22 protein-coding genes and 1 pseudogene are annotated in these 17,524 nt (G+C 68.3%); 8 read left to right on the forward strand and 15 right to left on the reverse strand.

The window, feature by feature from the left end:
- The 7 genes from RT309_RS07600 to RT309_RS07630 all read right to left on the reverse strand — a co-directional run.
- A partial coding sequence (locus tag RT309_RS07600; RefSeq protein ID WP_313356256.1) for a magnesium chelatase domain-containing protein occupies positions 1-603 on the reverse strand: 603 nt, incomplete at its 3' end.
- Entirely contained in the window at positions 600-962 is a 363-nt protein-coding gene (locus RT309_RS07605; RefSeq protein WP_313356257.1) for a YraN family protein, read from the reverse strand. The genes RT309_RS07600 and RT309_RS07605, both read right to left, overlap by 4 nt.
- A 92-nt stretch (positions 963-1,054) precedes the next feature.
- Complete coding sequence (locus RT309_RS07610; RefSeq protein ID WP_101186491.1) at positions 1,055-1,381, reverse strand: DUF2469 family protein; 327 nt, start codon at positions 1,379-1,381, stop codon at positions 1,055-1,057.
- A 43-nt stretch (positions 1,382-1,424) separates the two neighbouring features.
- A complete protein-coding gene (locus tag RT309_RS07615) occupies positions 1,425-2,084 on the reverse strand; it encodes a ribonuclease HII (protein ID WP_313356258.1) in 660 nt (219 codons plus the stop codon).
- Positions 2,081-2,812 carry a signal peptidase I gene (gene lepB / locus RT309_RS07620; RefSeq protein ID WP_313356259.1) on the reverse strand — a complete coding sequence of 244 codons (732 nt, stop codon included), beginning with the start codon at positions 2,810-2,812 and terminating at the stop codon, positions 2,081-2,083. The genes RT309_RS07615 and lepB overlap by 4 nt, the downstream gene beginning before the upstream one ends.
- Before the next feature lie 117 nt (positions 2,813-2,929).
- Complete coding sequence (rplS, locus tag RT309_RS07625; RefSeq protein WP_313356260.1) at positions 2,930-3,277, reverse strand: 50S ribosomal protein L19; 348 nt, start codon at positions 3,275-3,277, stop codon at positions 2,930-2,932.
- Between the two features lie 174 nt (positions 3,278-3,451).
- Entirely contained in the window at positions 3,452-3,946 is a 495-nt protein-coding gene (locus RT309_RS07630; RefSeq protein ID WP_313356261.1) for an MFS transporter permease, read from the reverse strand.
- Between the two features lie 102 nt (positions 3,947-4,048).
- Here RT309_RS07630 and map point away from each other — a divergent pair, with 102 nt between their 5' ends.
- A complete protein-coding gene (gene map / locus RT309_RS07635; RefSeq protein ID WP_313356262.1) occupies positions 4,049-4,831 on the forward strand; it encodes a type I methionyl aminopeptidase in 783 nt (260 codons plus the stop codon).
- Positions 4,832-4,936: 105 nt separating this feature from the next.
- Positions 4,937-5,644: a DedA family protein gene (locus RT309_RS07640; protein ID WP_313356263.1), complete on the forward strand. Its 708-nt coding sequence runs from the start codon at positions 4,937-4,939 to the stop codon at positions 5,642-5,644.
- Between the two features lie 12 nt (positions 5,645-5,656).
- Here RT309_RS07640 and trmD read toward each other — a convergent pair whose 3' ends face one another.
- From trmD to rpsP, 4 genes are read right to left on the reverse strand one after another with little or no spacing between them, the layout of a single operon-like run.
- Positions 5,657-6,367: a tRNA (guanosine(37)-N1)-methyltransferase TrmD gene (gene trmD / locus RT309_RS07645; protein WP_313356264.1), complete on the reverse strand. Its 711-nt coding sequence runs from the start codon at positions 6,365-6,367 to the stop codon at positions 5,657-5,659.
- Positions 6,368-6,383: 16 nt separating this feature from the next.
- Entirely contained in the window at positions 6,384-6,947 is a 564-nt protein-coding gene (rimM, locus tag RT309_RS07650) for a ribosome maturation factor RimM (protein ID WP_313356265.1), read from the reverse strand.
- Between the two features lies 1 nt (position 6,948).
- Entirely contained in the window at positions 6,949-7,179 is a 231-nt protein-coding gene (locus RT309_RS07655) for an RNA-binding protein (protein WP_071644715.1), read from the reverse strand.
- 6 nt (positions 7,180-7,185) lie between these two features.
- A complete protein-coding gene (gene rpsP / locus RT309_RS07660) occupies positions 7,186-7,617 on the reverse strand; it encodes a 30S ribosomal protein S16 (RefSeq protein ID WP_313356266.1) in 432 nt (143 codons plus the stop codon).
- A 208-nt stretch (positions 7,618-7,825) separates the two neighbouring features.
- Between rpsP and RT309_RS07665 the strand changes: the two genes are divergently transcribed.
- Positions 7,826-8,974, forward strand: a complete 1,149-nt coding sequence (locus RT309_RS07665; RefSeq protein ID WP_313356267.1) for a glutamate--cysteine ligase — start codon at positions 7,826-7,828, stop codon at positions 8,972-8,974.
- 97 nt (positions 8,975-9,071) lie between these two features.
- Here RT309_RS07665 and RT309_RS07670 read toward each other — a convergent pair whose 3' ends face one another.
- Positions 9,072-10,040, reverse strand: a complete 969-nt coding sequence (locus tag RT309_RS07670; protein WP_313356268.1) for a sugar-binding domain-containing protein — start codon at positions 10,038-10,040, stop codon at positions 9,072-9,074.
- A gap of 100 nt (positions 10,041-10,140) precedes the next feature.
- On the opposite strand from RT309_RS07670, the gene RT309_RS07675 reads away from it, so the two are divergent.
- From RT309_RS07675 to glpK, 3 genes are all read left to right on the forward strand, one after another.
- On the forward strand, positions 10,141-11,859 hold the full coding sequence (locus RT309_RS07675; protein WP_313356269.1) for a glycerol-3-phosphate dehydrogenase/oxidase: 1,719 nt from the start codon (positions 10,141-10,143) through the stop codon (positions 11,857-11,859).
- 87 nt (positions 11,860-11,946) lie between these two features.
- Positions 11,947-12,699, forward strand: a complete 753-nt coding sequence (locus RT309_RS07680) for an MIP/aquaporin family protein (protein WP_313356270.1) — start codon at positions 11,947-11,949, stop codon at positions 12,697-12,699.
- A 28-nt stretch (positions 12,700-12,727) separates the two neighbouring features.
- Positions 12,728-14,242 (forward strand): glycerol kinase GlpK, encoded by a 1,515-nt coding sequence (gene glpK, locus RT309_RS07685; RefSeq protein ID WP_313356271.1) that lies wholly within the window; start codon positions 12,728-12,730, stop codon positions 14,240-14,242.
- A gap of 61 nt (positions 14,243-14,303) precedes the next feature.
- Here the strand turns inward: glpK and ffh are convergent, their stop codons facing one another.
- From ffh to RT309_RS07700, 3 genes are read right to left on the reverse strand one after another with little or no spacing between them, the layout of a single operon-like run.
- Positions 14,304-15,857 carry a signal recognition particle protein gene (gene ffh, locus RT309_RS07690; RefSeq protein ID WP_313356272.1) on the reverse strand — a complete coding sequence of 518 codons (1,554 nt, stop codon included), beginning with the start codon at positions 15,855-15,857 and terminating at the stop codon, positions 14,304-14,306.
- Between the two features lie 13 nt (positions 15,858-15,870).
- The gene (locus RT309_RS07695) at positions 15,871-16,026 is read right to left on the reverse strand and encodes a hypothetical protein (protein ID WP_313356273.1); all 156 of its coding nucleotides are present in this window, start codon (positions 16,024-16,026) and stop codon (positions 15,871-15,873) included.
- 59 nt (positions 16,027-16,085) lie between these two features.
- Complete coding sequence (locus RT309_RS07700; RefSeq protein ID WP_313356274.1) at positions 16,086-16,670, reverse strand: TetR/AcrR family transcriptional regulator; 585 nt, start codon at positions 16,668-16,670, stop codon at positions 16,086-16,088.
- Positions 16,671-16,774: 104 nt separating this feature from the next.
- On the opposite strand from RT309_RS07700, the gene lipB reads away from it, so the two are divergent.
- Both lipB and RT309_RS07710 read left to right on the forward strand, forming a co-directional pair.
- On the forward strand, positions 16,775-17,425 hold the full coding sequence (gene lipB / locus RT309_RS07705) for a lipoyl(octanoyl) transferase LipB (protein WP_313356275.1): 651 nt from the start codon (positions 16,775-16,777) through the stop codon (positions 17,423-17,425).
- A pseudogene (locus tag RT309_RS07710) lies at positions 17,422-17,524 on the forward strand (lipoyl synthase); the annotation flags it as partial. The gene lipB and the pseudogene RT309_RS07710, both read left to right, overlap by 4 nt.

Here is a 17,524-nt window from a genome sequence, read left to right on the forward strand (position 1 = left end):
CTGGCCGATCACATCAGCGAGATCCACGCTCTCGTCTGCGGGCTCGGCACGGACCGCGAGAACGACGGGTTCGGCATCGTCGACCTCGACGTCAGCGCCGTGCGCCACCGCGACCTCGGCGAGGGACACGGCTGCGTGCACCTCGACGCCCGGCACGAGCCGGGCTTCGGTCGCATTGGCATGCGGGACGATCACGCGAGTGAACCCGGCGCGCGCGGCCGCATAGACCGCCGGCAGCACGCCGGGCACGGGCCGCAGTCGACCGTCGAGGCCGAGCTCGCCGATGTGCACGGTCGAGCGGACGGATTCCCGGCGCAGCGCGCCCCCGGTCGCGAGGGTCGCCACGGCGACGCTCAGATCGAAGCCGCTTCCCGCCTTCGGCAGGTTGGCGGGCGACAGATTCACGGTCAGACGCCGCCGAGGGAAGTCGAGTCCCGCGTTCACGCACGCGTTCCGGACGCGCTGCGCGGCCTCACCGAGCGCCTTGTCCGGCAGGCCGATGATCTGGAAGCCCGGGGTCTGGTTGCTGAGATCGGCTTCCACCTCGACCATGTGCCCGTCCACTCCGGTCAATGCGACCGCCCATGTGCGCGCCGTGCTCATCGCAGGTCCTCGAGGTGCTCGAGCCGTGCGTCACGGGCATCCGGGCCCGTGAGCCCGATGATCTCGAGCCTGATGCGCCGCCCCGTCGACAGCTCAGGATGGGCTTCAGCCCACGCGAACGCGAGCCGCCAGAGCCGCTGATGCTTGCGTTCGTCGATCGCCTCGAACGGATGCCCGAAGCGCTCGGAGCGACGCGTCTTCACCTCGATCATGCAGAGAAGACGCTCTCGGGTGGCGACGATGTCGATCTCGCCCTGCGCGCACCGCCAGTTGCGCTCGAGGATCTCGTAGCCGCAGGCGCTCAGGTGCTGCGCCGCCCGCTCTTCGCCCGCTCGCCCGAAGTCGTCTTTCGCTGCCATGACGACAGCTTGCGGCGCGGCGCCGACGCGGGGGCCCGGCATTCACAGTGATTGTGGAGAACCCGTCGACTTCCCCCGACTGGGGACGGAGGTCACTTGCCGTCGAGCGACAGCTCCTCGGGCAGCTCGAACTCGCGGCGCTGCAGCTCTTCGACGTTGACGTCCTTGAAGGTCAGGACCCGCACGGCCTTGACGAAGCGATCGGCGCGGTAGATGTCCCACACCCAGACGTCGCTCATCGAGATCTCGAAGTAGAAGTCGTGCTCGGTGTCGCGGCGGACGACGTTGACCTCGTTGGCGAGGTAGAACCGGCGCTCGGTCTCGACGACGTACTGGAACTGGCCGACGACGTCGCGGTACTCGCGGAACAGCGCGAGCTCGAGCTCGCGATCGTAGTCGTCGAAGGCATCCTCATCCATGATGCCTCCATCCTATGAGCACACGAGCCCTGATGCGGACTCCTCAGAACAGCGTCGGCGCGTCTGCGATCGCCCACGATGATCGGTGCAGCGGCGACAGGCCTCTCTCGCGGATCGCCTGCCGGTGCTCCGGACTCGCGTAGCCCTTGTTGCGCTCCCATTGATAATCGGGATGCTCGGGGTGCAGCGCGGTCATGTGCGCGTCGCGCGCGACCTTCGCGATGACGGATGCCGCCGACACCGACGCGCAGTCGCGGTCGCCCTTGATGATCGTGCGCACGTTGAGCGGCGTGGGGTGCACGCGGGAGACGTAGTCGTGGTTGCCGTCCAGGATCACGAGGGTGCGCTCCAGGCTCGCGCCGGCATCGACGACCGCCTGCACCGCGCGCGACGCCGCGAGGCCGAGGGCGCGCATGATGCCGACCTCGTCGATCTCGGCGGCGCTCGACCAGCCCACGGCCGACAACGGCACCCACCTGCTGGCGCGCTCGGCCATCTCGGGTCGGCGCTTCTCGGTGATCATCTTCGAATCCCGCAGCCCGTCGAGCACACGGCGGCGGGCGCCTGGGGCATCAATCACCGCCGCCCCGACGGCGACGGGACCCGCGAGCGCTCCCCTGCCGACCTCGTCCAGCGCGATGATGAGGTCGAACTCCTTGAGCAGCCGCCGCTCGAGCGTGAGCGTCGGTGCGATCACGCTCATTCGGGGGCGGGCACGGCGCGGAACACGTCGTCGTGCGTGTCGATGGGCCCGAATCTGTCGAGCGGCCAGGTGGTGAGGAAGGCGCGGCCCACGACGTTCTCGAGCGGCACGAAGCCGCCGCCGGGCAGATCCTGGTGCGCCCGGGAGTCCTGGGAGCGGTCGCGGTTGTCGCCCATCACCCAGATGCGGTCCTCCGGCACGGTGACGTCGAAGTCGGTGTTCGAGGCGGCCGTGTCGCCCTGGGGAAGGTTGAGGTACGTGAGCTCGTTGATCGGCGAGCCGTTCACGGTGACCTGCCCGAGCGCGTTGCAGCAGACCACGTGATCGCCGGGCATGCCGATCACGCGCTTGACCAGATGGTCCTGGGCGTCGGTGGTCGAGATGCCCACGAAGGTGAGCGCCCAGTCGGCCGCCTCGACAAGCGGGGGCCGTGCCGGGGTCCGCGGCGCCGTCGGCAGCCAGCCGCCCGGATCCTTGAACACGACGACGTCACCGCGGTCGTATCCGCTCCAGCGGGGGGTGAGCTCGTCGACGAGGATGCGGTCGTCGACGAGCAGGGTGCGCTCCATCGATCCCGACGGGATGTAGAACGAGCGCACGACGAAGGTCTTGACCACGAACGACACCAGCGCCGCAATGAGGATGATGACCAGCACATCGCGCAGGAAGACCAATGCGCCCCGGCGCCGCTGCGGTGGCTGGACTGCCGCGGGGGCATCGGATGTCATGTGGTTCCTCTTCATCGGCTCACCGCGCACGCGGCAGTACAAGGGTCGCACACCCGCGACCGAACGACAGAACCCCGGGACGAGTGTCCCGGGGTTCTGGTGCAAGGATGCGACGAGTCAGTTCTCGCGCTTCTCCTTGATCTTGGCCTTCTTGCCGCGCAGGTTGCGCAGGTAGTACAGCTTCGCGCGACGGACGTCACCACGGGTGACGACCTCGATGTGGTCGATCACCGGCGAGTGCACCGGGAAGGTGCGCTCGACGCCCACCTGGAAGCTGATCTTGCGGACCGTGAAGGTCTCGCGCACGCCATCGCCCTGGCGGCCGATGACGACACCCTGGAACACCTGGACACGCGAACGCGCACCTTCGGTGATGTTCACGTGCACCTTGACGGTGTCACCGGGGTGGAAGACGGGAATGTCGGAACGGAGCGAAGCCGCGTCGACGAAGTCGAGGATCTGCATGATCGTCTCTCTCTGCACTCGCCACAGGTCGGGTGCATGAATCAAAGGGATGAGAACGGGTGTGTGCCGAGCGGCGCGCGAGGCGTCCGCGGGTTCCCCTGAGGCAGAACCGGATCACGGCACAAACAGCTATTCTGCCATGAACCGCGCCCCTGCGCCACTCGGGCGGCTCCGTCAGAACTCCCGGTGACGAGACTCCTTGATGATGACGACGCCCGGCTCACTCCCGGCACGATCGCCGCGCTGCTGCGGGGCGATCGTCGACCACGTCAACGTCTCGCGCAGCCGCGCTCCGGCATCGCGGGCCTCGTTCCAGAGCTGCCAGAGCTGCATCCAGAAGAGCGCGACCGCTGCGACGATGGCGGCCGTGAGCAGCCAGGGGAAGGCGCCATCGATGAAGAAGCCGACGAGGATGGTCAGGACGTGCCACACCCCGAAGCCGGCGACATCGAGCCACGACACGGCGCGCTCGGCGCGCACCGACGGACGCGAGCGCGTCAGCAGCGTCAGCACGAGCTGGGCGATGAGGACGCCGGGAATCGCCATCAGCAGCACCCAGAGCAGCCCCCAGCCGCTCTGCCCGAAGATCGCCCAGCCGATCAGCATCCACGCCGGAAGGGCGAGCGATGCCGGCAGCAGCCAGCGGAACATCAGCCGTCGCAGATCCATGCTCCGATGGTACGTGCACGCCCACCGCTGCGGCCGGGTGTTCGCTGTGGGCATCGGCGGGGTGCGCATCGGAGAGAATGGATGCTGACGAGAGGAACCCCCATGATCGAACTGCGCACCCCCGCCGAGATCGACGAGATGCGCGCCGCCGGCCGCTTCGTCGCCGAGACCCTGGCGACCCTGCGCGATGAGACGAAGGTGGGGACGAACCTGCTCGCCATCGACGCCAGAGCGCATGACCTGATCCGCCGAGCCGGTGCCGAGTCCTGCTACATCGACTACGCCCCGTCGTTCGGTCGCGGTCCGTTCGGCAAGGTCATCTGCACCTCGGTGAACGACGCCGTGCTGCACGGACTCCCGCACGACTACACGCTGCGCGACGGCGACCTCGTCTCGCTCGACTTCGCGGTGTCGGTCGACGGCTGGGTTGCCGACTCTGCCGTCTCGTTCGTCGTCGGCACGCCTCGCGACGAGGATCTGCGTCTCATCGACACCACCGAGCGCGCTCTCGACGCGGCCATCGCCGCCGCCGTCGTCGGCAACCGGATCGGCGACATCTCGGCATCCATCGCCGCCGTCGCGCACGGCGAGGGCTACTCGATCAACACCGACTTCGGCGGCCACGGCGTCGGACGCATCATGCACGGCGACCCGCACGTGCCGAACGACGGCCGTGCCGGGCGCGGATTCCCGCTGCGCGAGGGCCTCGTCTTCGCGCTCGAGCCGTGGTTCCTCGCCACGACCGACGAACTCGTGACGGACGATGACGGCTGGACCCTGCGCAGCGCCGACGGATCACGAGGCTCGCACTCCGAGCACACCGTCGCCGTCACGAAGGACGGCCCGATCGTGCTGACGGACCGCGGATTCCTCGGCGTCGACTGACACCGGGCGGCTCGACGCCACCCGGACGCTCCCAGAACTCTCGCACGCGCCCTGCCTAGACTCGCATCCGACACCGCCCGACGACCCCGAGGGATACGCCGCACGATGACGACCTCCACGACCGACACCTCCTGGCTCGGCTCACTCATCGACGCGGTGATCAGCCTGATGGACATCATCGGTCCGGTCGGCGCCGGCGTCGCGATCGCGCTCGAGAACCTGTTCCCGCCGCTGCCGAGTGAGGCGATCCTCCCGATGGCGGGGATCGCCGCGCACGACGGCGCCTTCGGCCTGTGGGAGGCCGTCGTGTGGACCACCCTCGGATCGCTGGTGGGGGCGCTCGCCCTGTACGGCCTGGGCGCCTGGCTGGGCTTGGAGCGTCTGCGACGCATCGCGGATCGTCTTCCCCTCGTCGACGTCTCCGACGTCGACCGCACGGTGGCGTGGTTCCACCGCCACGGCGGGAAGGCCGTCTTCTTCGGCAGGTTCATCCCGATCTTCCGCAGCCTCATCTCGATACCGGCCGGTGTCGCGCGCATGCCGCTGTGGCGCTTCGGTGCGCTGACGACGGCCGGCAGCCTGATCTGGAACACCGCGTTCATCCTCTGCGGCTGGTTCCTCGGCTCGGGATGGCACATCGTCGAGCAGTACGTGGACGTGGCTCAGAACGTCGTCATCGTGGTCGTGGCGGTGACGATCGTCGCCCTCGCGGCCATCCGCATCCGCTCGCTGCGAGCGAAGCGAAGCGGCGACTCCGCCTCGGGGCCGGGTGACACGGCCACGGACGAGGTGCCGGTCACGTCAGGGCGCTGACGGCCGGCGCGGTCAGTCGGAGAGCAGGTCAGGACGGCGTGCGCGGGTGCGCTCGAGCTGCTGCTCGTGGCGCCAGGCGGCGATCGCGCCGTGGTTGCCGCTGAGCAGGATCGGCGGCACCTCGCGGTCGCGCCACACCGACGGCTTCGTGTAGGACGGGTACTCCAGCAGACCGTCCTCGTGCGACTCCTCGACCAGGCTCTCGGGGTTGCCGACCACGCCGGGGATGAGCCGCCCGATCGCCTCCACCATCGCCATCACGGCGACCTCTCCCCCGTTCAGCACGTAGTCGCCGAGGCTGATCAGACGCACTTCGCCGAGTTGGGCCGCGTACTCGAAGACGCGCTCATCGATGCCCTCGTAGCGCCCGCAGCCGAAGATCAGGTGCTCACGAGTCGACAGGTCGCGGGCGGTGCCCTGCGTGAAGACCTCGCCCGCGGGCGAGGGGAAGATGATGGTCGGCCGGCCCTTCGACAGATTCAGGGACCCACTTTCCGAACCGGAGAGCTGGTCGAGGGCGAGGCCCCAGGGCTCGGGCTTCATCACCATGCCGGCGCCGCCGCCGTAAGGCGTGTCGTCGACTGTCCGATGCCGGTCGGAGGTCCGGTCCCGCAGGTCGTGGACGTGGAGATCCAGGATGCCCGAGTCACGAGCCTTCCCGAGCAGGGAGAGCGCGAGACCGTCGAAGTACGACGGGAAGATCGAGACGACGTCGATTCTCATCGGTGGACGCCGTCGCTCACTCGGATGGCGCGTCGTCGCCCGCGTCTGCTGCCGGAAGCTCCTCGAAGAGCCCCGGCGGCGGCGTGACGACGACACGACCGGCGGCGACATCGACGGTCGGCACGATGGCTTCGACGAAGGGGACCATGACCTCGCCCGACTCGGTCTTGACGATCAGGAGGTCCTGCGCAGGGAGGTGCTCGACCCGCGCGACGCGCCCGACGACGACGTCGTCGCGCACCACGTCGAGACCGACGAGCTGGTGCGCGTACCACGCGTCGTCCTCGGCCTCGTCGTCCTCGTCCATCCAGAGGATCGCCCGCACGAGCGACTCCGCCGCGGTGCGGTCGTCGACGCCGTCGAGGAAGACGACCGAGTTGCCGTTCATCACGCGGTACTCGCGGATCGTGACGGTCTTGCCGTGCCAGCTGGATGCCTCAGGCACCTGCAGCGTGAATTCGGCCCCCGGTACGAAGCGTCGCTCGGGGTTGTCGGTGTACAGCTCGAGCTTCAACGCGCCCTTGAGTCCGTGCGCCTTGAGCAGGCGGCCGACGCGAAGCTGGTTCTTCTCGGCGGCCACGTCAGTCGTCCGCGACGTCGACGCGGACGCGGCGTCCGTCGGCGAGGGCGGAGATGAGCGTGCGCAGCGCCTTGGCGGTGCGGCCGCCGCGCCCGATCACGCGACCACGGTCATCCGGGTGCACGTGCACCTCGAGGAGGTCGCCCCGGGGCGACGCGGATGCGGTGATGCGGACATCGTCCGGGTGATCGACGATCCCCTTGACGACGTGTTCGAGCGCGGCGGCGAGCACAGCGGATTACTCTGCGTCGGCGGCGGGAGCCTCAGCGGCCTCCGCGTCGGCGGCGGGAGCGTCGGCCGGGGCCTCCTCGGCCTTCTTCTCGACCTTGGGCTTGACGACCGACTTCTTGGCCGCGTCGACCTCGAAAGCAGCCTTCGGCTCAGCGACCTGGACGGTGGACTTCGCGTCCTTGTCGCCCTTGAACTTGCCCCAGTCACCGGTGAGCTTCAGCAGCGCGGCGACCTGCTCGGTCGGCTGCGCGCCGACGGACAGCCAGTACTGCGCGCGGTCGGAGTCGACCTCGATGAACGAGGGGTGCTCGGTGGGGTGGTACTTGCCGATCTCCTCGATCACGCGGCCGTCGCGCTTGGTGCGCGAGTCGGCGACGACGATGCGGTAGTGCGGTGCACGGATCTTGCCCATGCGCTTGAGACGGATCTTGACAGCCACGATTCTCCTGAATGGTGTGGAAAGAAAGATGAACCGGTCGCCTGGAGAGTGGGGTGCACATCCGGCGGAAGCTCTGAAGGGGTGACGGATGCTGGATAGAGGGTCGAGCAGCCGTCCGACCCACTATTCTGCCAGATTCGCGCGCTGTCCGCGAAACGACACGTCACGGTGTGCGCAGCGCCTCGGGCCGGCGTGTCAGACTGTGCGCGTGTCGATCGAATTCGCCCCCTCCGCTCGTTCGACCGTGGGGCTGGAGTGGGAGGTCATGCTCGCCGACCCGAGAACAGGAGATCTGGTCGGCCGGGCGCCCGAGCTGCTGACCCGCCTCGAGAAGCAGAGCGCCCCGGAGCGTCACACCGTCACCGGTGAGCTGCTCACGAACACGATCGAGGTGACCAGCGGTGTCGGCTCCACCGTCGCCGACGCGGTCGACGACGTCGCCGCCGCGATCGCCGCGGTGCGCCGATCGACCGATCCCGCGGGGATCGAGCTGCTGTCGGCCGGCAGCCACCCCTTCGCCCAGTGGTTCGATCAGCGCGTGACCGACAAGAACCGCTATCACAAGCTCATCGAGCGCACCCAGTGGTGGGGCCGGAACATGATGATCTGGGGCATCCACGTGCACGTCGGTGTCGACGAGCAGGCGAAGGTCCTGCCGATCATGGGTGCACTCGCCGGGTTCCTCCCGCACCTTCAGGCGCTGTCGGCCTCCAGCCCGTACTGGGCGGGTGAGCGCACCGGCTACGCGTCGAACCGGGCGCTGGTGTTCCAGCAGCTGCCGACCGCGGGTCTGCCCTGGTCGATATCGACCTGGCAGGAGTTCGAGACCTTCGTCGACGACATGACCCGCACCGGGGTGATGGCCGACCCCTCCGAGATCCGGTGGGACATCCGCCCTGCGCCGAAGTGGGGCACGATCGAGGTGCGCGCCTGCGACGGCATGTCGACGCTCAGTGAACTGGCATCCGTCGCCGCACTCACGCAGACCCTCGTGGAGTTCTTCTCCCGCGAACTCGACGAGGGCCGAGAGCTGCCGACGCTCCAACCCTGGTTCCACCGCGAGAACAAGTGGCGGGCGGCCCGCTACGGCCTCGACGCCAAGGTCATCGTCGACCGTGCCGGATCCCAGGTGCCGGTGCGCGAGCACATCAGCGCGGTCGTGGAGGATCTGATGCCGGTCGCCGCTGATCTGCGGTGCACGGAGGAGCTGCAGGGTGTGCACACGATCCTCGAGCAGGGCGCCAGCTATTCGCGTCAGCTCGCGGCGGCCGACGCGGCGAACGGCGACCTGCGACAGGTCGTGCAGCACCTGATCCGAGAGTTCCGGGCCGGCCCCGAGCGCTCGGTCGACGCCTGATCCGCGAGTTCCGGGCCGGCCCCGAGCGCTCGGTCGACGCCTGATCCGCCGGTCACCCAGCCCGGTCCGACCAGACCCGTCCGCCCGTGCCGTCCGATCAGTCGCTGTCGAGCAGTCGGCGCGCAAGCGCGTCGTCGAGCACGACGTCGGTGATGAGTCCGGCGCCGATCGCCGCCCGCAGCGAGCCGAGCTTCGCCGAACCCGAGACGACGCATACCCGGCGCGGCACACGCCTGAGCCGGTCGAGCCCGGGGCCGGTCGAACGTGCATTGAGCCGCACGTCGCGCCAGCTGCCGTCCGCACGGAAGAACACGGTCGCGACGTCGCCGATGACGGCATCCTCTTCGAGACTCCGGTAGTCGTCGCGACCGAGATAGCCGCCGACATACACGCGGCTGGGCACATCGGCCCCAGGGGATCCCAGACCGAACACCGCGATGTCCATCTTCGCCTGGAAGGCGAGCACCCGTCTTGTGCTGCGCTCGCGCCACATCGCCTCGCGCGTGTCGGGGCTGTCGAAGAAGGCGGGGACGGGGAACTGCTCGACCTGGGCGCCGAATGCATGACCGAAGCGCTGCAGGATGTCGCTGGAGTACTCCAGGCCGCTCGTCTGCGTGTTGCCCGCCCCGTTGAGCTGCACGAACGTCGTGCCGTGAGTCTCCTTGGGGATCAGCGAGCGGCTGACCGCACTGATCGTGGAACCCCACGCCACCCCCGCGACCATGTTCGACTCGATGAACTGCGACAGGAGACGCCCGGCGGTGAGCGCGACGCGCTCGAGTCGCTCGACCTCGCTGACGCGCTCCGCGATCGGCGCGATGTGCGCGGTTATGCCGTGCCGATCGTTGAGCCGCTGCTCGAGCATCCCCAATCTCTCGAGGGGCGAATGGATCCGGATGTCGACAAGACCGACCTCGCGGGCGAAGCTGAGCAGCCGCGACACCGACGATCGGGACGTCCCGAGCTCGCGGGCGATGACATCCATCGTCTGGTCCTGCATGTAATACAGCTGCGCCGCAGTCAGCGCGGCGATCAGCTTGCGGTCGCGTGCGGCGTCTGTGGCCATGTCGTCCTCCGCGGCGATTCTTGCACATATGTGCATCGGGGTTGCACGTGGCGCGGTTCGGGTCGATGCTGAGAGCATCCAGAGAAGAGGGAGGTCGAAGATGATCGAGTCGACACACTCATCACGCGAACGCCGGCAGGTCGAGGCGGTGCGCACATCAGGACGCGCCACGGTGCTCATCATCGGTGCGGGGATCAACGGCATCTCCACATTCCGGGATCTCGCCCTGCAGGGCGTCGATGTCCTGCTCGTGGAGCGCGGCGACTTCGCATCCGGAGCGTCCGCCGCATCGAGCCACATGATCCACGGCGGCATCCGCTACCTCGAGAACGGCGAGTTCCGCCTCGTGCGGGAATCCGTCCAGGAGCGCAACGGCCTGCTCAAGATCGCGCCGCACTACGTCAAGCCGCTGCAGACCACCATCCCGATCTACTCGACCTTCTCGGGCATCCTCTCCGCTCCGCTGCGCTTCCTCACGCACCGCAGCGGAAAGCCGCAGGAGCGCGGCGCCTTCCTCATCAAGGTCGGTCTCACGATCTACGACACGTTCTCACGCGACGGCGGAGTCGTTCCTCGCCACCGCTTCCTCGGACGCAAGCGCTCGCTGGCGGAGCTGCCCTCGCTCGACCCGAAGGTCAAGTACACCGCCACGTACTACGACGCATCGATGCACGATCCCGAGCGCCTCGCGCTGGACGTGCTGCAGGACGGTCGCGCCGCGCACCCGGGCGCTGTGGCGCTCAACTACGTCGAGGCCATCGGACGCTCCGGCGAGGGTGTGCAGCTGCGCGATCTCGAGACGGGCACCGAGTTCACCGTGGCGGCTGACGTGGTCGTCAACGCGTCCGGCCCGTGGACCGACCTCACGAACGACTCTCTCGGTGAGCAGACCCGCTTCATGGGCGGCACCAAGGGGTCGCACATCGTGCTGGATCACCCCGAGCTGCTCGACGCCACCGCCGGACGCGAGATCTTCTTCGAGCACTCCGACGGCCGCATCGTGCTCATCTACCCGCTCAAGGGTCGGGTGCTCGTCGGCACGACCGACATCGACGCCGATCCGCGCGAGGTGCCGGTGTGCACCGACGAGGAGATCGACTACTTCTTCGATCTGATCCATCACGTGTTCCCGTCGATCCCGGTCTCGCGCGATCAGATCGTGTACACCTTCTCGGGCATCCGACCGCTCCCCCGCCACGAGGACACCGCTCCCGGCTTCGTCTCGCGCGACTACCGCGTCGAGGTCGACCGCAGCGGCGAGATGCCGCTGGTCAGCCTCGTGGGCGGCAAGTGGACGACCTTCCGGGCGCTCGGTGAGTCCCTCTCCGATGTCGTGCTCGGACTGATCGGTCGCGGCCGCCGCGTATCGACCGCCGGCCGTGCGATCGGCGGTGGCCAGGGTTTCCCTCGCACCGCGCGCGCCAGGCACAGCTGGCTCGAGCAGAACCTTCCCGGCGCGGGAGACCGCGCCGAGCGGCTGCTCACCCGCTACGGCACGCACGCGTCGGACGTGTGGCAGTTCATCCGGGAGGGTGACGATGCGCCGCTCGCCGGCGGCGACCTGTCGACCCGAGAGCTGTTGTGGATGGTCGAGCGCGAACACGCCGTCCGGCTGCAGGATGTCGTCCTGCGCCGCACCAGTCTCGCGTTCACCGGCGACGTCACCGTCGACATGCTCGTCGAACTGGCGGATGCCATGACTCCCCTGCTCGAGTGGGATGCAGAGCGTCGAGAAGCCGAGCTCGACGACACGCGCACCCTGCTCAACGAGCGTCACGGACTCGACCTTCCCGCACTTCCGTCGCATCAGAACGGCTGAAGCACCGACCGTCGCCTCCCCGCGACATGAATCCACCCATTGCCCGCGCCGGGGAGAGCGCGTGCAGCACGAAAGGTCAATGAAGACATGACTGATGTCAACCTCGGGTTGTACTTCCTCTCCGAGTTCGTCGGAACGGCGATGCTGATCCTGCTCGGATGCGGTGTCGTCGCCAACGTCGCGCTCGCAAAGAACAAGGGCTACGCCGGCGGGTTCCTCATGGTCAACTGGGGATGGGGCCTCGCGGTCTTCGCGGGTGTCCTCGTGTCGGCGTACTCCGGCGCACTCATCAACCCCGCAGTCGGACTCGGTCTGCTGATCGCCGGCAAGATCACGTTCGTCGCGTTCCTCGTCGCCACGGCCGCCGAGCTGCTCGGTGCCATCGTCGGCGCGGTGCTCGTCTGGGTCGCGTACAAGCAGCACTTCGACGAGGAGCCCGAGGCCGCCAACAAGCTCGGCGTGTTCTCGACCGGCCCCGCGATCCGCTCCTACGGCTGGAACCTGGTCACTGAGGTGATCGGCACGTTCGTGCTGGTGTTCGTGATCTTCGCCTTCGCGGACTACGGCGACATCGAGATCGGCACGCCCGGCGGCCTCGGTCCGCTCACCGCCCTGCCTGTCGCCCTCCTGGTCGTCGGAATCGGCGCCTCGCTCGGTGGTCCCACCGGGTACGCGATCAACCCGGCCCGTGACCTCGGACCGCGCATCGCGCACGCGATCCTGCCGATCAAGGGCAAGGGCTCGAGCGACTGGTCGTACTCGTGGGTGCCGGTCGTGGGCCCGCTCATCGGTGCCGCCATCGCTGCGCTCCTCGCACCGGCTCTGCTGAGCCTCGCCTGACCCGAATCGATTTCAAAGGAGAAACAACATGGCTGAGTACATCATCGCGATCGATCAGGGCACCACGTCGAGCCGTGCGATCATCTTCGACCGCAAGGGCACCATCGTCGCCACCGGTCAGAAGGAACACGAGCAGATCCTGCCCAAGGCGGGCTGGGTCGAGCACGACGCGCTGGAGATCTGGCGCAACGTGCAGGAGGTGATCGGCCTGGCGCTGAGCCGCGCCGACCTCACCCGCCACGACATCGCCGCCGTCGGCATCACCAACCAGCGCGAGACCGCGGTGGTGTGGGACAGGAAGACCGGCAAGCCGGTGTACAACGCGATCGTCTGGCAGGACACCCGCACCCAGGAGATCGTCGACCGTCTCGCGGCCGACGGCGGTGTGGAGCGGTTCAAGTCGATCGTGGGTCTGCCGCTCGCGACCTACTTCTCGGGCACGAAGATCACCTGGATCCTCGAGAACGTCGAGGGCGCCCGCGAGAAGGCCGAGGCCGGCGACCTGATGTTCGGCACCACCGACTGCTGGGTTCTGTGGAACCTCACCGGCGGCACGGACGGCGGCGTGCACGCCACCGACGTGACCAACGCGTCGCGCACCATGTTCATGGACCTCGAGACGCTCGAGTGGCGTGACGACATCCTCGAGGCGTTCGGCGTGCCGCGCTCGATGATGCCCGAGATCCGCTCGTCGTCGGAGGTCTACGGTGCCGCCGAGAGCTCGTCGCTGCTGCGTGAGACGCCCATCGCCGGCATCCTGGGCGACCAGCAGGCCGCCACGTTCGGTCAGGCCGCGTTCGAGAAGGGCGAGAGCAAGAACACCTACGGCACGGGCTGCTTCCTCATCTTCAACACCGGAGAGGAGATCGTGCACTCGAAGAACGGTCTGCTCACCACGGTCGGATACAAGCTGGGTGACGGTCCGACGCACTACGCGCTCGAGGGCTCGATCGCCGTCACGGGATCGCTGATCCAGTGGCTGCGCGACCAGCTCGGCATCATCGGCTCGGCACCCGAGGTCGAGGACCTCGCGCGTCAGGTCGACGACAACGGCGGCGTGTACATCGTGCCGGCGTTCTCGGGTCTGTTCGCGCCGTACTGGCGTCCGGACGCCCGCGGCGCGATCGTGGGTCTCACCCGGTACTCGAACCGCAACCACATCGCCCGTGCCGCTCTCGAGGCCGTCGCCTTCCAGACGCGCGACGTGCTGGACGCCGTCAACGCGGACGCGGGAGTCGATCTCACCGAGCTGAAGGTCGACGGCGGCATGGTCGCCAACGACGCTCTCATGCAGTTCCAGGCCGACGTGCTCGGCGTGCCGGTCGTGCGCCCGGTGGTCGCTGAGACCACCGCACTCGGCGCGGCCTACGCGGCAGGGCTCGCCGTGGGATTCTGGAGCGGGCTCGACGACCTCTCCGCCAACTGGCAGGAGGACAAGCGCTGGGAGCCGACGATGGATGCCGATGAGCGCGACCGCCAGCTGCGCCTGTGGCGCAAGGCGGTCTCGAAGTCGATGGACTGGGTCGACGCCGACGTGAAGTGACACCCTGTTGACGAAGCGGGCCCGGAGAGATCTCCGGGCCCGCTTCTTCGTGTGAGGGCGATCAGCCCTTGCCGAACAGCTTCTGGATCTCGGCGAGATCGGCCTCACTGGGCGCCTTCTGGCCGGCGAGTCCGAAACCGGTGCCGGTCGGCGTGGCGTTCGAGGTCGCGAGGCCCGCGTTCTCAGCGGCGCGCTTGGCCGGGTTGCCCGAGCGCGAACCGCCGCTCTTGCCCTTGCCCCCCTTCTTGCCGCGCTTGCTCGACGCGCCGGGCTTGCCCATCGGCCCCATGCCCGGGATGTTCGGTGTGCCGCCGCGGGCGACGGTCTTCATCATCTTCGCGGCCTGCTCGAAGCGCTGCACGAGCTGGTTGACGTCGGTGACCGACATGCCCGATCCCTTGGCGATGCGCAGACGGCGCGATCCGTTGAGGATCTTCGGGTTGCGTCGCTCGCCAGGAGTCATCGAGCGGATGATCGCCTCGGTGCGGTCGATCTCGCGTTCGTCGAAGTCCTCGAGCTGCTGCTTCATCTGTCCCATGCCCGGCAGCATGCCGAGCATCTTCTTCATCGAGCCCATCTTCTTCATCTGCTGAAGCTGGTCGAGGAAGTCCTCGAGGGTGAAGGCCTCGTTGGCGAGCTTCTCGGCCATCTTCATGGCCTCTTCCTCGTCGAAGGCCTGCTGGGCCTGCTCGATGAGGGTCAGGATGTCGCCGAGGTCGAGGATGCGGCTCGCCATGCGGTCGGGGTGGAACGGCTCGAGATCCTCGAGGTTCTCCCCCGTCGAGGCGAAGATGATCGGACGCCCGGTGACCGAGGCCACAGACAGGGCCGCACCACCACGGGCGTCACCGTCGAGCTTCGACAGCACGACGCCGGTGAAGTCGACGCCCTCCTGGAAGGCCTTGGCCGTGTTGACGGCGTCCTGACCGATCATCGCGTCGATGACGAACAGCACCTCGTCGGGGCTGGTCGCCTTGCGGATGTCGGATGCCTGCTTCATCAGCTCGGCGTCGACGCCGAGGCGTCCGGCGGTGTCGATGATGACCACGTCGTGCTGGTGGCGGCGCGCGTGCTCGACGCCGTCCTTCGAGACCTTCACCGGGTCGCCGACGCCGTTGCCCGGCTCGGGCGCGAAGATCGTGGCGCCGGCGCGCTCTGCGACCACCTGCAGCTGGTTCACGGCGTTGGGGCGCTGCAGGTCGGCGGCGACGAGCAGCGGCGTGTGCCCCTCGCCCTCGAGCTGCTTGGCGAGCTTGCCGGCGAAGGTGGTCTTACCCGAACCCTGCAGGCCCGCGAGCATGATCACCGTCGGCGGATTCTTGGCGAACTCCAGCCGGCGCTGCTCGCCGCCGAGGATCGCGACGAGCTCCTCGTTGACGATCTGCACGACCTGCTGCGCGGGGTTCAGCGCCTTGTTGACCTCGTCGCCGAGGGCGCGCTCGCGCACCTTCGAAGTGAAATCCTTGACGACGACGAGTGCGACGTCGGCATCCAGCAGTGCGCGACGGATCTCGCGGACGGTGCCGTCGACGTCGGCGGGGGTCAGCTTTCCCTTCGTGCGCAGATTGCGGAAGGTCTCGGTGAGCCGATCGGAGAGCGTGCCAAAGGTAGCCATGGTGCCTCCGATTCTACGCGAGCGGCGCCTCCACCCTGAGCGCGGCGCGAAGCTTCTCTTTCGCGCGCTGGTACCGACCCCGAGCAGCGAGCGCCGCATCGCGTGCACTCGCGCGGTCGACGAGGGTGGGCGCGGATCGTTCGAGCAGGTCGTCGATCGGATCAGACATGAGTGCCTCCTTCAGTGGCATCTACCCATGACCTGACCGCCACAGCTCGAAACGTCCGCTCATCTCCACGGAAGATCGTGGATGCTGCGCAGGGCGTGGTCGAACTGCGCCTCGAGCGAGGCCTGCCCGGCACCCTGCTCGGCCCACACGCGCAACGACGAGAGCACCGCGGTGGCAAGTGCCGATCCCAGGATGTCAGCGCGGATCTCGTCGATTCCCGCGCTGCGAGCGGCGGCGGCGACAGCAGACGAGATGCGTGCGTGGCGGAGACCGGTGTCGCGCAGGAGCTCCTGCTCCAGCCCCATCGCCGAGGCATTGCGCAGGGCGAGGGCCAGCGGATCCGGCGCGAAGGCGTGCACGATGGGCTCGACCGCTGCACGCACCGCGGGGCCGTCGGCATCCGTCCCCAGACGCGCCAGCGCGACCAGCGCGGCGTCGACCCTCGCGTCGAATGCCGACCAGAGCACGTCGCTCTTCGACGAGAAGTAGTTGAAGAAGCTCGATCGGCTCACTCCGGCGCGACGGGTGATGTCGACGATGGACGTCGCCTCGTACCCCTGCTCGAGGAACAGCTCGCAGGCGGCCTCGGCGAGCGTCTCGCGGGACGACGCCCGGGGGCGCCCTGCTCGCGAAGCCGGTCTCATAGCGATCAGCGTAGCCGCGCGTCGTGCCTATCGATCGCGCGGACCGCGTATTGTGGGTGCGGCATCTTTTCTTGGACGCCATCCAACAATCGAGAGAAGCTCCGATGCTCGACATCCAGACCCCCGGTCTCGCCCCCGACTACGTGCCCTACCTCGACGGGTGGGAGCTGCAGCGCAGCGTCCACCACGATGTCGTAGCCGGCATCCGACCCGACACTCTTCTGCTGCTCGAGCACGAGGCCGTCTACACCGCAGGTAAGCGCACCGCAGAACACGAGCGCCCGCAGGACGGCACTCCCGTCGTCGACGTCGACCGCGGCGGCAAGATCACCTGGCACGGCCCCGGCCAGCTCGTCGGGTACCCGATCGTCCGGCTTCACGAGCCGATCGATGTCGTCGCGCACGTGCGCCGGCTCGAGCGGCTGCTCATCGACATCCTGAAGCCGCTCGGTGTCGACGGCTATCAGGTCGACGGGCGCAGCGGCGTCTGGGTGCGCCGCCCGCTCGGTGAGGACAAGGTCGCCGCCATCGGCGTGCGGGTGCAGCAGGGGGTGACCATGCACGGCTTCGCGATCAACTGCGACAACACGCTGGCCGGCTTCCGCGGGATCATCCCCTGCGGCATCACCGACGCGGGGGTGACGACCGTGAGCGAGGTCACCGGCAGGCGGACAGCGCCGACCGACATCGTGCAGAGCGTCGCGGATGCCTTCACCGCCGAGTACGCGACCGAGAACGAAGGAGTCGCCGCATGAGCGCCGCCCACCCCGACGGGCGCAGGCTGCTGCGTCTCGAAGTGCGCAACGCCGAGACCCCGATCGAGCGCAAGCCCGAGTGGATCAAGACCAAGGCCA

This window comes from Microbacterium sp. (assembly GCF_032084865.1).
Classification (GTDB): domain Bacteria; phylum Actinomycetota; class Actinomycetes; order Actinomycetales; family Microbacteriaceae; genus Microbacterium.

Excerpts from the sequence above, each read along its gene's own strand:
- RT309_RS07670 (WP_313356268.1), bottom strand. The coding sequence starts at position 10,040 with ATGGCCACAGACGCCGCACGCGACCGCAAGCTGATCGCCGCGCTGACT.
- RT309_RS07700 (WP_313356274.1), bottom strand. The coding sequence starts at position 16,670 with ATGAGACCGGCTTCGCGAGCAGGGCGCCCCCGGGCGTCGTCCCGCGAG.
- RT309_RS07680 (WP_313356270.1), top strand. The coding sequence starts at position 11,947 with ATGACTGATGTCAACCTCGGGTTGTACTTCCTCTCCGAGTTCGTCGGA.
- rplS (WP_313356260.1), bottom strand. The coding sequence starts at position 3,277 with ATGCAGATCCTCGACTTCGTCGACGCGGCTTCGCTCCGTTCCGACATT.
- glpK (WP_313356271.1), top strand. The coding sequence starts at position 12,728 with ATGGCTGAGTACATCATCGCGATCGATCAGGGCACCACGTCGAGCCGT.
- lipB (WP_313356275.1), top strand. The coding sequence starts at position 16,775 with ATGCTCGACATCCAGACCCCCGGTCTCGCCCCCGACTACGTGCCCTAC.
- lepB (WP_313356259.1), bottom strand. The coding sequence starts at position 2,812 with ATGACATCCGATGCCCCCGCGGCAGTCCAGCCACCGCAGCGGCGCCGG.
- RT309_RS07610 (WP_101186491.1), bottom strand. The coding sequence starts at position 1,381 with ATGGATGAGGATGCCTTCGACGACTACGATCGCGAGCTCGAGCTCGCG.
- RT309_RS07695 (WP_313356273.1), bottom strand. The coding sequence starts at position 16,026 with ATGTCTGATCCGATCGACGACCTGCTCGAACGATCCGCGCCCACCCTC.
- RT309_RS07675 (WP_313356269.1), top strand. The coding sequence starts at position 10,141 with ATGATCGAGTCGACACACTCATCACGCGAACGCCGGCAGGTCGAGGCG.
- trmD (WP_313356264.1), bottom strand. The coding sequence starts at position 6,367 with ATGAGAATCGACGTCGTCTCGATCTTCCCGTCGTACTTCGACGGTCTC.
- RT309_RS07640 (WP_313356263.1), top strand. The coding sequence starts at position 4,937 with ATGACGACCTCCACGACCGACACCTCCTGGCTCGGCTCACTCATCGAC.
- RT309_RS07615 (WP_313356258.1), bottom strand. The coding sequence starts at position 2,084 with ATGAGCGTGATCGCACCGACGCTCACGCTCGAGCGGCGGCTGCTCAAG.
- RT309_RS07630 (WP_313356261.1), bottom strand. The coding sequence starts at position 3,946 with ATGGATCTGCGACGGCTGATGTTCCGCTGGCTGCTGCCGGCATCGCTC.
- RT309_RS07605 (WP_313356257.1), bottom strand. The coding sequence starts at position 962 with ATGGCAGCGAAAGACGACTTCGGGCGAGCGGGCGAAGAGCGGGCGGCG.
- ffh (WP_313356272.1), bottom strand. The coding sequence starts at position 15,857 with ATGGCTACCTTTGGCACGCTCTCCGATCGGCTCACCGAGACCTTCCGC.
- map (WP_313356262.1), top strand. The coding sequence starts at position 4,049 with ATGATCGAACTGCGCACCCCCGCCGAGATCGACGAGATGCGCGCCGCC.